Here is a 13,373-nt window from a genome sequence, read left to right on the forward strand (position 1 = left end):
GGCCGGCCGCCGCCCTCGGGTGGCGGCCTGTCACGGCTCCCCCAGCGGAGCGCCTACGCGTCCTTCAGTTCCTGCCGCTGCCGCCCCAGCCCCTCGATCTCCAACTCGACGACGTCCCCGGCCCGCAGGAACGGCTTCGGTTCGGGCGCGCCCAGCGCCACCCCGGCCGGCGTGCCGGTGTTGATGACGTCACCGGGGTACAGGGTCATGAACTGGCTGACGTACCGCACCACTTCCCCGACCGGGAAGATCTGCTCCGCCGTGGTCCCGTCCTGCTTCAGCTCGCCGTTGACCCACAGCTTCAGCGACAGGTCCTGCGGATCGGCGATCTCGTCGGCGGTCACCAGCCAGGGCCCCAGCGGGTTGAACGTCTCGCAGTTCTTCCCCTTGTCCCAGGTTCCGCCCCGCTCGATCTGGAACTCCCGCTCGGACACGTCGTGCGCTACGGCGTACCCGGCGACGTGCGAGAGCGCCGCCTCGGCCGACTCGACGTACCGGGCCGTGCGCCCGATGACGACCGCCAGCTCGACCTCCCAGTCGGTCTTCACCGACCCACGGGGCACGAGCACGGTGTCGTTCGGCCCTACGACCGTGTCGGCGGCCTTGAAGAACACGACCGGCTCGGCGGGCGGCTCGGCGCCTGTCTCGCGGGCGTGGTCGTGGTAGTTCAGCCCGATGCACACGATCTTGCCGATCCGGCCCAGCGGCGGCCCGATCCGCAGCCCGGTGGCGTCCAGCACCGGCAGCTCCGCGGCCGCCGCGCGGATCCGCGCGAGCGCCTCGTCGTCGGCGAGCAGCGCTCCGTCGATGTCCGGCACGACCCCCGACAGATCCTTCAGGACTCCCTCGGCGTCGAGCAGCGCGGGCGTCTCCGCTCCCGCCGTACCGACTCGCAGCAGCTTCATGGTCACAATCTCCCTCGATCGCGGGGCGCCCGCCGATGTGTGCAGCCATCGGAGAACTGGTCGATCCTCCAAGCTCCCCGTCCACTCCGCAATACCCGGTTCATGTACTGGACCGTAGCTACGGGTGCGGCACGGCAGGTTCAGGGATGGGGCACGGCCGACTCAGGGATAGAGCACAGCCGGTTCCGGGACAGGGCACGGCCGGTTCAGGGGCAGAGCACAGCCGCTCAGGGATAGAGCACAGCCCGTTCCACGGCGCTCCAGGTCGTACTGGTGACGACGTACAGCGCGGCCGCGAGCGGTACGACCGCCACCGTGACGAGCGTGAAGAAGGACATGTACGGCATGACCGCGGTGATCGCCCCGGCGCCCGGGGTGTCCATGGGCGCGGTGTCGGCCATGGTCGCCTTCGTGCGGCGGTAGTTGAAGAAGGCGACGACCGCGACGAGGGCGAAGAGCCCTCCGTACACGAGCCCGGCCGTGCCGCCCGCGTGCAGCGCGTCGGTCCCGCGGTCGCCGAGCGGTGCGGAGAGCAGTGTGTGGCCGAGCAGTTCGTTGGCCCGGCCGCCGATCTCCTCGGCGGAGAAGAGGTGGTAGAGCAGGAAGAACGCCGGGAGTTGCAGCATGCTCGGCAGGCAGCCCGACAGCGGCGACACCTTCTCCTCGGCGTGCAGCGCGAGCACCGCCCGCTGGAGCTTCTCGGGGTTCTTGCCGTGCCGCTTGCGCAGCTCGGCGATCCGGGGCTGGAGCGCGGCCCGGGCGCGGGCGCCGCGCGCGGCGGACCGGGACAGCGGGTGCACGAGCAGCCGTACGAACGCGGTGAACAGGACGATCGCGGCGGCGGCCGCGGAGTCGTGGAAGAGCGGCTGGAGCAGGTCGGCCAGGTGCTGGACCAGGTCGGCGAACAGGGTGAACACGGACATGGGTGAGCCCTCCGGGGGTCTCGTCGTGCCGGAAACGGAGATGGCGGCATGACGACGGCCCGCGCGGGGTCGGCTGGAGAGGCGTGCCCTACGCGACGGCCGTCGGGAGGGCGTGTCCGGGCGCTCGGGGACGGGTGCGTCCCCTGGCGTCGGGATCGCGTTGCGGCAGGAAGGCCGTACGCAGGTCCCGGTCGCGGATGGCCGTACGCACCCGGGTGGGCGGCACGGCGGGCGCGCAGCGTGCGGCGAGCAGCGCGCAGGCGGCGAGCGCGGACCCGGCCGCGGCGGTGGCGGCGAGGGCGACGGTGGCGGAGAGGCTGCCGGAGTCGAGGAGGAGAAGGTCCAGGAGCAGGACCAGCAGGGCGACGGCGAGACGCGAGTTGGACCAGGTCCTGGTCATCAACTGCCCCCCTCCTGTGGTCACCTGCCGATATTCCGTCACAGGCTTTATACCTCAACGCGCCCGCGTCGACAGCGGCGTCCCCCGAACCACCCTGGCGCCGGGGCGCGAAGTCACCGGTGTCCGAGGGTTCGTACGCCGGTTTTAGAAAGGGCTGTCGTAACTCTCGACAACTACTTCCGGCACCCCCGATGCTTCCTGGTGGCATGTACGGGACAGGTCGACGGACATGCCGATGGGGCAGGCCATCGGGAAGCATCGGGAAGCGGAGAAGTCATGATCCGACGCAGAACTCTGCTGGCGGCGACGGGCGGCGCGGTCCTCGGCAGCGCACTGGCGACGGGCACCGCCCACGCGGACGCCACGATCACCGTCGACCCGGGGACGCGGTACGGCACCTGGGAGGGCTGGGGCACCTCCCTGGCCTGGTGGGGCAATGTGTTCGGCAACCGGGACGACTTCGCCGACCTGTTCTTCACCACCAAGTCGGTCACGTACAACGGCACTTCGCTGCCCGGCCTGGGCCTGAACATCGCCCGCTACAACCTGGGCGCGTGCAGCTGGAACGCCGTGAACGGCGAGACCATGGTGAAGTCGCCCAACATCCCCGCCTTCAAGCAGATCGAGGGCTTCTGGCAGGACTGGAACAACGAGGACCCGACGTCCTCGGCCTGGAAGTGGACCGCGGACGCGGCACAGCGGGCGATGCTGGTGAAGGCCACGCAGCGGGGCGCGGTGAGCGAGCTGTTCGCCAACTCCCCCATGTGGTGGATGTGTTACAACCACAACCCCTCGGGCGCCGCGAACGGCGGCAACAACCTCCAGTCCTGGAACTACCGCCAGCACGCCTCGCACCTCGCGGCCGTCGCCCTGCGCGCACGCACGAACTGGGGCGTGAACTTCGCTACGGTCGACCCCTTCAACGAGCCCGCCTCCACCTGGTGGACCGCGACCGGCACCCAGGAGGGCTGCCACCTGGACCCGGCGGTACAGGCGGCCGTACTCCCGTACATGAGAAGCGAGTTGGACAAGCGCGGCCTGACCGGGGTCCGCATCTCGGCATCGGACGAGACGAACTACGACACGGCCCGCTCCACCTGGTCCTCCTTCAACTCCTCCACCAAGGCCCTGGTGTCCCAGGTCAACGTGCACGGCTACCAGGGCACCGGCGGCCGCCGCGACCTGCTCCACACGGACGTCGTGACGACCGCCGGCAAGAAGCTGTGGAACTCGGAGACGGGCGACGGCGACGGCACCGGCCTGAGCATGGCCCGCAACCTCTGCTACGACTTCCGCTGGCTGCACCCCACGGCCTGGTGCTACTGGCAGGTCATGGACCCGACGACGGGCTGGGCGATGATCGCGTACGACGCGACGACCCTGCAGCCGACGACGGTCCAGCCGAAGTACTACGTGATGGCCCAGTTCAGCCGCCACATCCGCCCCGGAATGACGATCCTGGACACGGGAGTCAGCTACGCGGCTGCGGCCTACGACGCAACCGCCCGCCGCCTGGTGATCGTGGCCGTGAACACCGCGACCACGGCCCAGACCCTGACCTTCGACCTCTCCCGCTTCACGACGGTGACGGGCGGCTCGGGCGGCCTGGTCCCGCGCTGGAACACCGTGACCGGCGGCGGCGACATGTACCGCTCGTACGCGAACACGTTCCTGAGCGGAAAGTCGGTGAGCGCGACGTTCGCGGCGGGAGCGGTACAAACACTGCAGGTGGACGGAGTGACGATCTAGGGCGCCACCGGGCCGCAGGGTAGGGCCTGGCCTGCGGATATCTCACCTTTGTCACCGCCGGGCAGTACGGTGTCGTGCATGCGCCCCGACACGCCTGCCGAGAACGTCGACCACACCGCCGAAGCGGCACGCCTGGAGCGGACCGCCGGCCTGTATCCCGAGGACGCCGAGGCCCTGCTCCTCCAGGCCGCGGCCCACCTGGAACTGGCCGGCGACCGCCCCGCCGCGTCCGCGCTCTACGACCGCCTGCTGTCGTCCCAGGCCGCCCTGGAGAACCCCCATCTGGTCCGCGCCCTGAAGGCGTCGAACCTCTGGGAGTACGGCCACGAGGCGGAGGCCCGCGCGATCATCGACGGCATCCGCGCGTCCGCCCCGCGCGACCCGGCCCCCTGGGTGATCGTCGCGGAGGCCCTGGAGTCGCACGACGAGCTGGAGGCGGCCCAGGAGACGTTCACCCAGGGCGTCCGCCTCCTCCTGACGGGCGTGACGGAACCCCCGTACTCCACCCACCCGCTCCTCTTCGGCCGCCACCGCGTGCGCCGCATGCTCGGCGCCCCCCACGACGAGTGGGACACCTTGGCGGACACGGCCCACCTGGCCCACGTCACCCCGACATCGGTCGTCTCCCTCGACGAACTCCACGACCCGAAGCGCGTCTGGTCCCTCGGCTCGGACAACCCGGCCGAACTGGAAGCGGAGATCTCCCGCCTGCGAGCAGAACTCGGCGCCTACCGAGAGGCCCTCTCCCGCCCCTTCCCGGTAGCCATCCTCCGCTGGCCGGCAAACGAACTGGCGGAACTGGTAGAGGCGTACCCGACCCTGGCGGCCGAGTACCCCTCCCACGAGGCACACCTGTCGACGATAGAAGCCTCCCTGCGCGAACTGGCCGCGTCCGGCACCCCCAACCTGGGCATCGTCACAGGCACGGTCCCTTCCTACGAGGCCTTCGCAGCCTCGGAGGGCGCCACCCCCGGCGACGCGTCCCTCCTCCCCCAGTACGCGACCACGCTGGCAGCCCGGGGCCGAGCCGTGGAATGGCCGCCACAGAGGGGGACGGCGTGCTGGTGCGGCTCGGACCGGCACTACGAGGACTGCCACGGCACGGACTGAACCAACCGTCGATACACAGCCGCGCCCCGGGCGGAAGGCTGCCGCATGCCTCACTCCCGATAGACAGGTGGGGTGTTGGTGTACACGTGCCCTGTAGGGGCGGTCCACGTCGAGGTGCCCGTGTGCGGATCCCGCGCAACCCGCCACCCCGGATGATGGGTCTTGAGCCGATGATGGCGTCGGCAGAGCGGCTGCAGATTGTCCGGCACCGTCTGACCGCCCCGCGCCGGATGCCGGTGGTCGAAGGGCCTGACATGGTCGAGATCGCAGCGGTGCGCGGGCATCCGGCAGCTGGGAAAGGCGCAGTACTGGTCGCGGGCGATGACCTGGCGCTCCGTCTCGGCGGTCGGCCGGTAGGTCGTCGGATCGGTCTTCACCAGAAGACCGATCTCCGGCTGCGTCAGCAGCCGCCGCCAGACAGTGCCCGGCGCGAACGCCACCTCGCGGGCCTGCCCGGCGGTGATCGGCCCGCACCCCTTCAGCTCGGCCGGCCCGTCGTCCGCGCCCAGCAGAATGTCGAAGGGGACGGTCACCTGAACCACTGCCGCAGCACGCCCCGACCGGCCACCCGCCTCTCCGGGCCGCCCGCTCGCTTCTCCCCCGTGCTGGAGCGGGCCGGGTCACGGGTCGGCCGCAGGCCGATCGCCGAAGGCGACGCGTGCCCCGTCACCTCCAGGCGCCGGCAGAATTGCCCTGTGCTGCCTCACGTCGTCCCGTCCTCCCCTTCCGTCTCCGCTCGGATGAGCAAGCAGGGCTCCCGAGACACGGAGCCGGAGGTAGCGGTGCGACGCCTCCTGCACGCTGCGGGCATGCGGTACCGAGTGAACGTCCCCGTACCGGGCATGCCGCGCCGCACGATCGACGTCGTCTTCCCCAAGGCCAAGATCGCGGTCTTCATGGACGGCTGCTTCTGGCACGGCTGCCCCGAGCACGCCACGCAGCCCAAGTCGAACGCGGAGTGGTGGCGTCAGAAGCTGGACCGCAACATGGCGCGGGACGTGGAAACCACCGAGCACCTCACGACAGCCGGGTGGGAAGTGCTGCGCTTCTGGGAGCATGAGGTGCCAGAAGTTGTGGCTCGGCGCGTCGCGGCAGCGGTCGAGCGGCGGCGAGCCCAACAGGTACGGGGGAGGATTCGTTGAGCAAGCTCACCTTTGTCGACGTGTGCTCGGGGGCGGGCGGACTCGCCCTGGGGCTGGAGCGGGCCGGCTTCGAGCCGAGGCTGCTGCTCGACGAGGACAACGACGCCGTCACGACTCTGCGGGCCAACCGACCGCGGTGGAACGTTCTGCACACCGACCTGATCGACTTCGATCCGGCCGAGCACCCGGTGAGCCACGACGTGGACCTCCTTGCCGCGAGTCCGCCGCGGGTGAAGTCGAATGCGACCGTGGGGCGGGCGGACTCAGGGATGGAGGAACGTCTCCTGGAGGCCACGGTCTATCTCGTCCATGCGATCAGGCCTCGGGCGGTGCTCATCGAGAACGTGCCCGGCCTCGCCCACTCGGACGAGCACCAACGGTTCCGTGACTTCGCCCGGGCCGAACTTGCCCATCTGGGATACGAGTTCACTTGGTTCGTCATGAACGCTGTCGACTTCGGCGTACCGCAGAATCGAAAGCAGGGCATCCTGGTAGCGGTCGAAAGGCAGCGGGCCGCGGCCTTCCGACCGCCGACACCCGCTGTGCAGGAACCGACGACCGTCGGTGCCGCACTGGAGTCCTCGATGGCCTCACGGGGTTGGCGGGACGCCGCTCGCTGGGCCGCCCAAGCCGACCAACCGGCTCCGACCCTCGTCGGCGGCTCGAAGAACCGAGGCGGCGCCGACCTCGGCCCGACCGGGGCGAAGCGGAAGTGGGCGACCATGGGCGTCAACGCTCACACAGTGGGCGACCAGGTTCCCGGCCCGGATTTCGTGTGGGACCCCGAGCTCGGCAGGGACAACATGGTGAAGATCACGGTCGAACAGGCCGCGCTGCTCCAGGGCTTCCCCGAATCGTGGGAAATCTCCGGGCGCAAGACCTCCCGGTACCGCCAGGTCGGACACGCGACACCACCGCCTGTCGGGGAGGCGCTGGGACGGGCCGTCGCCCAAGCACTGGTTGGTGATCCAGCGATCTTCGTTGCCGGCTACACTTCCGCCACATGACCAGCACGGCGCCCCACCAGTCCATCCTCGACAAGCCTTTTGTCCTGGATCTCTTCGCGGGACCTGGAGGACTGGACGTCGCCGGACACGCGCTCGACATCCCCAGCCTCGGCATCGAGTGGGACAAGAGCGCGTGCCTCACCCGCTACGCGGCCGGGCTGGACACTCTGCACGCCGATGTGAGTGCCGTGCGCAGGGATTCCTTCGAGTCGCTGCCGCCGGAGATCAACGTGCTCGCCGGCGGGCCTCCTTGCCAGACCTACTCAGTGGCCGGGCACGGCGCCGGACGCAAGAACCTGGAGAAGGTCAAGGGGTACATCGAGAGACTGACCGCGGGCGAGTCCGACGAGGCGATCGACGAGGAGCTGAAGAGTCTCAGCGACCCTCGCACCGCGCTGGTCCTCGAACCCCTCCGGTATGCCATTCAAGCGACCAGGAGCCCGAACCGGGAGAACCGGCCCTACGACGTCATCGTCCTGGAACAGGTTCCCGCGGTCGAAGAGCTCTGGCACCACTACGCCAAAGTGCTGCAGGAGACAGGGCTCCCCGACGGCACGAAGTACAAGGTCGTCGTGGGCGTCCTCGACACCGAGACCTACGGGGTGCCCCAGAAGCGATCCCGCGCCGTACTGATCGCCCGACGCAAAGGACTCGACGCGCCTTCGCTCCCCACTCCCACCCACCGTTCCTACGACGCGAAGGAATGGAACCGGAGGATCGACGGCGACGCCCCTTCGGACCAGGCCCGTCAGCCCACGCTCGACGAGGGAATGGCGTCGCCGGGGCCCACGGAGCGCCGCGAGACCGTGGACGACGGTCTGCGGCCCTGGAAGTCGATGGGTGACGTACTCGCCGACCCGGTGGGCGGGCATCCCGGTCGCGCGACCCCTTTCCTGGTCCGTTCGAACTACGGCAGCTCCGGAGTCTCGGGGAGGCGCGGAGTCCGCAGCGACCGGCAACCCGCGTTCACCGTCACAGGTCGTATCTCCCGCTTCGTGGTCTTCCACTACCTGAACGCGGACACCGTCTACGAGGGCCCACGGTTCAGCATGAACGAGGCGGGGATGCTGCAGAGCTTCCCGCCGGACTATCCGTGGTCCGGCAAGGCACAGGCCCAGCAGGTGGGCAATGCCGTACCTCCCCTGTTCGGGGCGCATCTGCTGAGCGCCGCGCTCGGTCTCCCCGCGCCGGATCCGAAGGTCTTGCGGGAGCCGTGGCGGCCGGCCTCGGAAGAGAAGCGGGCGAAACTGAGAAGCCACGGCTGCGGGGCCCCCGACGACTGCACCCCTCGATGCCCTCGGTCCGAGGACCAGGTACCGCCTCCGTCTTCCGAGCGCCCTCGTAAGAACAAGAAGGCGCCGGCGAAGTAGCCCCGCGAGCCGGGCGTCGGGTCAATCCGCGGTCGTCCTGCCTCTGACCGGCGCGGTCTCGAACAGCTCGGCGAAGTAGTCGGTGAGCGCGGCCACGGAAGCCTCCGAGACGGGCTCCTCGTCGGGCCCCTCGGGAAGCCCGTGGCGCGCCACCGGCGGCGCCGATCCCCCCTGCGCGATCGCGATCCAGTCCCGCAGACGAGAAGGGTCCCTGGGTTCGTCCTGTGCGAGGACGTCGTAGATCAGAGTCGCTCCGGCCGCGTTGATCGCGATGCCGAGGCCGTTGACCTCACGTCCTGTGGAGACCAATCCGCGCTTCACGAGCTGGACCAGGGCCTGGGCGGTGGGGCGGTGGTCGATCAGGTCGTTCCGCAGAATCGTGTGGATGAGGTCCTGGTTCCCGCAGGCGATCTCGACCGGTTCGTAGTCCGGCCCGTTTCGGAAGAGCTCTGCCGCCCACCACAGACGGGAAAAGCACTGACGGTCCGCGGGGCCTCGGAATCGCTCAGCGGCGATGCGCCTCACCGGCCTGTCCGCCGTCGGCTTCGACAGATGACGCCAAGCGACATAGTCGGGAGCGACCGCCAGGGCGATGTGGTTCCACAGACGCTTGTCCGCCGCCTCTCGCCGCGTCAGGCGCAGCGTGGCATGGAGGCGCGGTGCGAGCCACGCGTCGGCTCGGGTGCGGTCCTCCCGGAACTCGAACATGGCGTCTTCCACCAGGCTCCGGACCGGTTCGACGAACCACCTGGCGTCGTCCTCGGGAAGCGGATCGACGACCTTGGCAAGATCGATCCCCTCGTGCACCTGTTCGGCTCTGAGTAGCTCCTCCGTGAGAAACGTATCGGCATCCGAGGTGGCGAGCAGGGCCAGCCGTCCCGGTACGTGGTTCGGTGCGGGGATCACGTCTCACTCTCTCGGTTCATCTGTTCGAGACTGCGGATGGCATAGGCGAGCGCCTTGGTGGCATCCGCGCGGCGGGCCGCCGCGTAGTGGATGCGGGTCTGCAGCTCCGCCCAACCCGACTCGCCGGTGCGGCGGCGGTGCACCTGTCGCAGGGCTTCCTCGACGTGCACACCGGGGATCACGTCCGGGAGCATCTCCCGCAGCACCTCGCCCTGCCAGTCGGTCGGAAAGACCGGGCCGCCGCCGGGCTCCACCTCCAGATCACCGATGGCACCGTGGAACACCGCGGTCCAGACGTCTGTGGCCATCTGAGCGACCAGGAGATCGCGCACCCTGCTGTCGACACCCGACGCGTTGCTGTCCAGCAGCCCCATGATCCCTTCGACGTCGGTGTTCACGTAGACGGTGGGGATCCTGGCCGAGACGTCCACGATCCAGGGGACGTCGGAGCAAGCCCGCAGCATCTCCCGTGCGCTCTTCGTGAACGAGGCCCTCTGGACGTCCAGTCGGAGTCCGTTGACCGGCTCGTCGGAGACCGTGTCGACGGTCCAGCTCCGGTCGGTCTCGGCGATCGACCGTCCTGATACGCCGTCCACGGTCCCCACGGCGTGGACGGCGAGGGATGCCCGTCCCAGGTGGTCGTCACGGAGGACCTTCAGGGTGCCGGACCAGTCCAGGCCGCCCTCCGTGTCGCGCGCGAGGTCCACGGACGTACGCACGTTGGTCTCGCCGTCCGTCAGTACGGCGAGGACGCGGAGGTCGGACCAGGCCGCGTCCGGAGCGTTCGCCCCGGGAGGGAGCGTTGCCGAGAGGGCGATCGTGGCACTGACCCAGTCGGTGTGGCCCGCGACGCCCAGTGCGACCGACTGCTGCAGAGTGGAGTAGGCGGTGGTCTCCAGCGGATCGCGGGTGCCGTCGGGAAGGTCGAGGGCGACCGAGGTCACTCTGAGCGCGATCGGTCGGTTGAGCCTCTTGTACGGATAGAACTTCCTCACGTCTCACTCCCCCTTGCCGGCGCGGAGCTCGACAACGAGGCGCGTGAACATGGTTCTGACCGGGTGGCTGGTGACGTCGGTGGCCCCTCGGAACTTCGCCCGCCGGGCACCGGGCGTGAAACGCAGAACCCCGCCGTCCACCTCGCAACCCTCAAGTGCCACGAGTTCCGCCCACTTCAGCCGGGGGCGACCCCCGGACCGCACGTCCACCTCCGCGACGGGCACCATCGGAACGATCTCGTCGCCGCCGCGCGGAATGCTCACCTCGGCGTCGATCCGCCACTCCCCGTCGTCGCCGATCGTCGCGCGGAGGTCGACCAGCTCCGGAACGACCGGCCCGGTGGGCACCTTGGCCTTGGGCTTCTTCTTCACGGTCAATGCCTTGCGCAGGGCTTCACCGCCCTCGCGTCCGGCACGTTTCGGCTGCCGTGCGACAAGGTCCCTGACCGCCTTGTTGACCTCGAAGGTGAGGGTGTTGATCCGTCGGTACGCGGACGGCGACCAACGTAGAGTCAGCTCCTCCGTCTGTCCCCAGCGGTCGTGCTCGGGCGGTTCCGCGGCGCGCAGGAACTCCTCGGCGTCCTGCGCGAAGGGGGCGGACTCCCCCACAGCCTCCCCCACCAGGAGAACGGCCTGGAACGGGTTGGTGCCGAGCGGCAGGTTGGGAACCCCGGCTCTCCTGACGGTCATACGGTTGCCTCGTAGCGAGTGCACTCGGTTCCTCGGCCCGTCCTTCTTCTGATCGGCGTCGGTCAGGGCGTCGGTGACCAACAGGACCGCTTCGTGCGTCCCGAGGGTTCCTCGGGCGCCGCCGAGCAGAGGCAGCTTCAGCGGAACGTTTCGCGCCGCCACCTGCCCGGCCTCGGTGAGCCGATCCACTGTGGCGCCGTCGTAGTACGCCCGCAGGGCGCGGGTTCGGGAGGGTTGCTCGACCGATGGGTCCACCTGCACCTCCGGTACGACCACTTCGTCGCCGTTGCGCATGGCACGGACGTAGACCTCCAGCCGAGGCGGCCTACCGCCGCCACCGGTCATCGCGGCCCAGAAGTCACGCCCCAGGGCTTTGACCAGACGCCGGTGCATCCGGCGGATGTCCCGTGGGTCCTCACTGCCTTCTTCCTCCGCGTCCACGAACTCGTCGTCCGCATCGGACGCCTTCTCGTCGAGGCTGGCCACGTCGTGCGCGCCGACGATGAGGAAGGAGGTACCGGGTTCGTCGTTCTCCCGCGTCAGATGCAGGCGGGCCGCCGTCTCCTCGTCCGCCCACCAGGAGCGGGCGACTTCAGCACCCCTGGAATCAGGATCGGGCCGACCGAACCAGGCGGGTCCTGCGAACGCCCTGCCGTCGACCTCTCGCCACGGCAGTTCCAGACGGCCGACCAGTCGACGTTCCCTGCGCCCCTCGTGCGGCTCGGAGAGGGTGGAGTTGATCAGTACGAGCCCGAGGGCGCTGGTGGCCCACAGTGTCGCCTTGCCCAGGCCGTACGAACCACCGGCGCTGTGACCCGACTTGAGGCTCTCCAACTGCCGTCGGACCACGGCGGCGAACTTGCCGTCCGCGTAGTCGTCGCCGGTGAGCCCCGAAGCGTTGTAGTCGTCGACCCGCAACAGGACCAGACGGTCCCTCTCGTACATGTCGCGTACCCCGGCGTCCACGACCCGTCCGACCTTCTGGTTGCCTGCCGTCTCCGAGACAGCGGAGTAGTGCGGGAGAAGTTCGTCCCACAGAATCGCCTCGCGGAAGTCGGCCAGGGCTTTGCCGGTCAGCTCGTGCAAGGTGTAGCGGACCCGGACCGGGCGACCGTTGTCCAGCCGCTCGTCGAGACTGTTCTGGCATGTCTCGCGCGCGAGTACCTGCACGTCGGCGTCGAAGGCGAAGGCGGCGGCATTGCCCAGGTCACGACCGCCGTCGGGATAGCCGTGTCGGTGGTGCCAGAAGAGCGGGAGGCCGGCCTGGGTGTCCGTGGTGCGCATGTGCACCGTACCGATGTCGGTACCGAGCGCCTTGGCGATGTCCGTCATGACGGTCGGGCGGGGCGTCGACCGTCCTGTGATCCACGCGGAGACAGCCGCCCGGGTCAGCCCCAGCTCCTCGGCGAGTTCGGCCTGCGTCTTCCCTGCCAGCTTCAGCTGTCGGGACAGCCAGGGCCCGAACTCCTCACCTGTCTCCACGTGCCACCCGTTCTCTCCTTGGAGCCGCATGCGGATCGTGTGCCGCACACCAGGAGGCTAATTTGACAGAGGTCAGCGCGTCAACCGAAAGTTGATCGGGCTCGACACCCCGGACACCTTGAACACTTGTCCAACTTGCGCCAAATCACCCATTTTGCACGACTTCATACCCGGCGACCCGCGATCAATCGGAACGACCAACTCCGTTAGTTGGAACGAAAGTTCGGGGTTGCACGGCAGAGTGACTACCGCTAGCTTAAATAACGATGGCGAGTCTCATCTCGCTCGCGAACTCCGAAATCGGAGAGGACGGGCGACCGGGGAAGAAGTGTGTCCAAATTCAGCCCCGAGCCTTGCGCGAAAAAATTTTCTCGAAATCAGGTGACGCTCGAAAGATCCACCCGGTAGCGTGATCGCCGGAAAAACCAACTCACTACTACTTCATCTTTGCTCACGGGGGCACGTGCACCTGAAACCCCTGTGCGATCAGGGCATGTCGAACAGGGGTGGACCACTTCATGGATGAACAGGGCTACAGCGACCTCCTGCACTCGTCTCGGGAGCTGAGTTCGTTCTATTTGGAAATCGGTGCGGCCAAGAGCAAAGTTGAGGTCGTGAAGATCCTCTACGGATACAACCTGTCCGAAGAGGCCTTCGACGAAGGATTCCCCGACCTGTCCAAGGCCGTCCAGGA

General features: G+C 68.8%; 12 protein-coding genes. 5 read left to right on the forward strand and 7 right to left on the reverse strand.

Annotated features, from left to right (window positions below):
- Positions 1-53: 53 nt before the first annotated feature.
- The 3 genes from ICC28_RS24605 to ICC28_RS24615 all read right to left on the reverse strand — a co-directional run bounded on the left by ICC28_RS24605 (position 54) and on the right by ICC28_RS24615 (position 2,228).
- A complete protein-coding gene (locus ICC28_RS24605; protein WP_188290874.1) occupies positions 54-905 on the reverse strand; it encodes a fumarylacetoacetate hydrolase family protein in 852 nt (283 codons plus the stop codon).
- A 227-nt stretch (positions 906-1,132) separates the two neighbouring features.
- Entirely contained in the window at positions 1,133-1,828 is a 696-nt protein-coding gene (locus ICC28_RS24610) for a YidC/Oxa1 family membrane protein insertase (protein WP_188290875.1), read from the reverse strand.
- 88 nt (positions 1,829-1,916) lie between these two features.
- On the reverse strand, positions 1,917-2,228 hold the full coding sequence (locus tag ICC28_RS24615) for a DUF6412 domain-containing protein (protein ID WP_188290876.1): 312 nt from the start codon (positions 2,226-2,228) through the stop codon (positions 1,917-1,919).
- Between the two features lie 276 nt (positions 2,229-2,504).
- Between ICC28_RS24615 and ICC28_RS24620 the strand changes: the two genes are divergently transcribed.
- Together ICC28_RS24620 and ICC28_RS24625 are read left to right on the forward strand one after the other, a co-directional pair.
- Positions 2,505-3,977: a glycoside hydrolase gene (locus ICC28_RS24620; protein WP_188290877.1), complete on the forward strand. Its 1,473-nt coding sequence runs from the start codon at positions 2,505-2,507 to the stop codon at positions 3,975-3,977.
- A gap of 78 nt (positions 3,978-4,055) precedes the next feature.
- Positions 4,056-5,087, forward strand: coding sequence for an SEC-C domain-containing protein (locus ICC28_RS24625; protein WP_188290878.1), 1,032 nt, complete (start codon positions 4,056-4,058; stop codon positions 5,085-5,087).
- Positions 5,088-5,137: 50 nt separating this feature from the next.
- On the opposite strand, the gene ICC28_RS24630 is transcribed toward ICC28_RS24625, so the two are convergent.
- Positions 5,138-5,620 carry an HNH endonuclease signature motif containing protein gene (locus ICC28_RS24630; RefSeq protein WP_317454093.1) on the reverse strand — a complete coding sequence of 161 codons (483 nt, stop codon included), beginning with the start codon at positions 5,618-5,620 and terminating at the stop codon, positions 5,138-5,140.
- Between the two features lie 207 nt (positions 5,621-5,827).
- Between ICC28_RS24630 and ICC28_RS24635 the strand changes: the two genes are divergently transcribed.
- From ICC28_RS24635 to ICC28_RS24645, 3 genes are read left to right on the forward strand one after another with little or no spacing between them, the layout of a single operon-like run.
- Entirely contained in the window at positions 5,828-6,229 is a 402-nt protein-coding gene (locus ICC28_RS24635) for a very short patch repair endonuclease (protein WP_188290880.1), read from the forward strand.
- Entirely contained in the window at positions 6,226-7,236 is a 1,011-nt protein-coding gene (locus tag ICC28_RS24640) for a DNA cytosine methyltransferase (RefSeq protein WP_188290881.1), read from the forward strand. The genes ICC28_RS24635 and ICC28_RS24640 overlap by 4 nt, the downstream gene beginning before the upstream one ends.
- Positions 7,233-8,606 (forward strand): DNA cytosine methyltransferase, encoded by a 1,374-nt coding sequence (locus tag ICC28_RS24645; protein ID WP_188290882.1) that lies wholly within the window; start codon positions 7,233-7,235, stop codon positions 8,604-8,606. Before ICC28_RS24640 ends, ICC28_RS24645 begins: the two co-directional genes overlap by 4 nt.
- 21 nt (positions 8,607-8,627) lie before the next feature.
- Here the strand turns inward: ICC28_RS24645 and ICC28_RS24650 are convergent, their stop codons facing one another.
- From ICC28_RS24650 to ICC28_RS24660, 3 genes are read right to left on the reverse strand one after another with little or no spacing between them, the layout of a single operon-like run.
- Complete coding sequence (locus tag ICC28_RS24650; RefSeq protein ID WP_188290883.1) at positions 8,628-9,512, reverse strand: DUF6339 family protein; 885 nt, start codon at positions 9,510-9,512, stop codon at positions 8,628-8,630.
- Positions 9,509-10,507 (reverse strand): hypothetical protein, encoded by a 999-nt coding sequence (locus ICC28_RS24655; RefSeq protein ID WP_317454094.1) that lies wholly within the window; start codon positions 10,505-10,507, stop codon positions 9,509-9,511. Before ICC28_RS24655 ends, ICC28_RS24650 begins: the two co-directional genes overlap by 4 nt.
- A 3-nt stretch (positions 10,508-10,510) precedes the next feature.
- Positions 10,511-12,709, reverse strand: coding sequence for a helix-turn-helix domain-containing protein (locus tag ICC28_RS24660; RefSeq protein WP_223189406.1), 2,199 nt, complete (start codon positions 12,707-12,709; stop codon positions 10,511-10,513).
- Positions 12,710-13,373: the final 664 nt, after the last annotated feature.

It is taken from the genome of Streptomyces sp. TRM68416 (genome assembly GCF_014596915.1).
Lineage (GTDB): Bacteria > Actinomycetota > Actinomycetes > Streptomycetales > Streptomycetaceae > Streptomyces.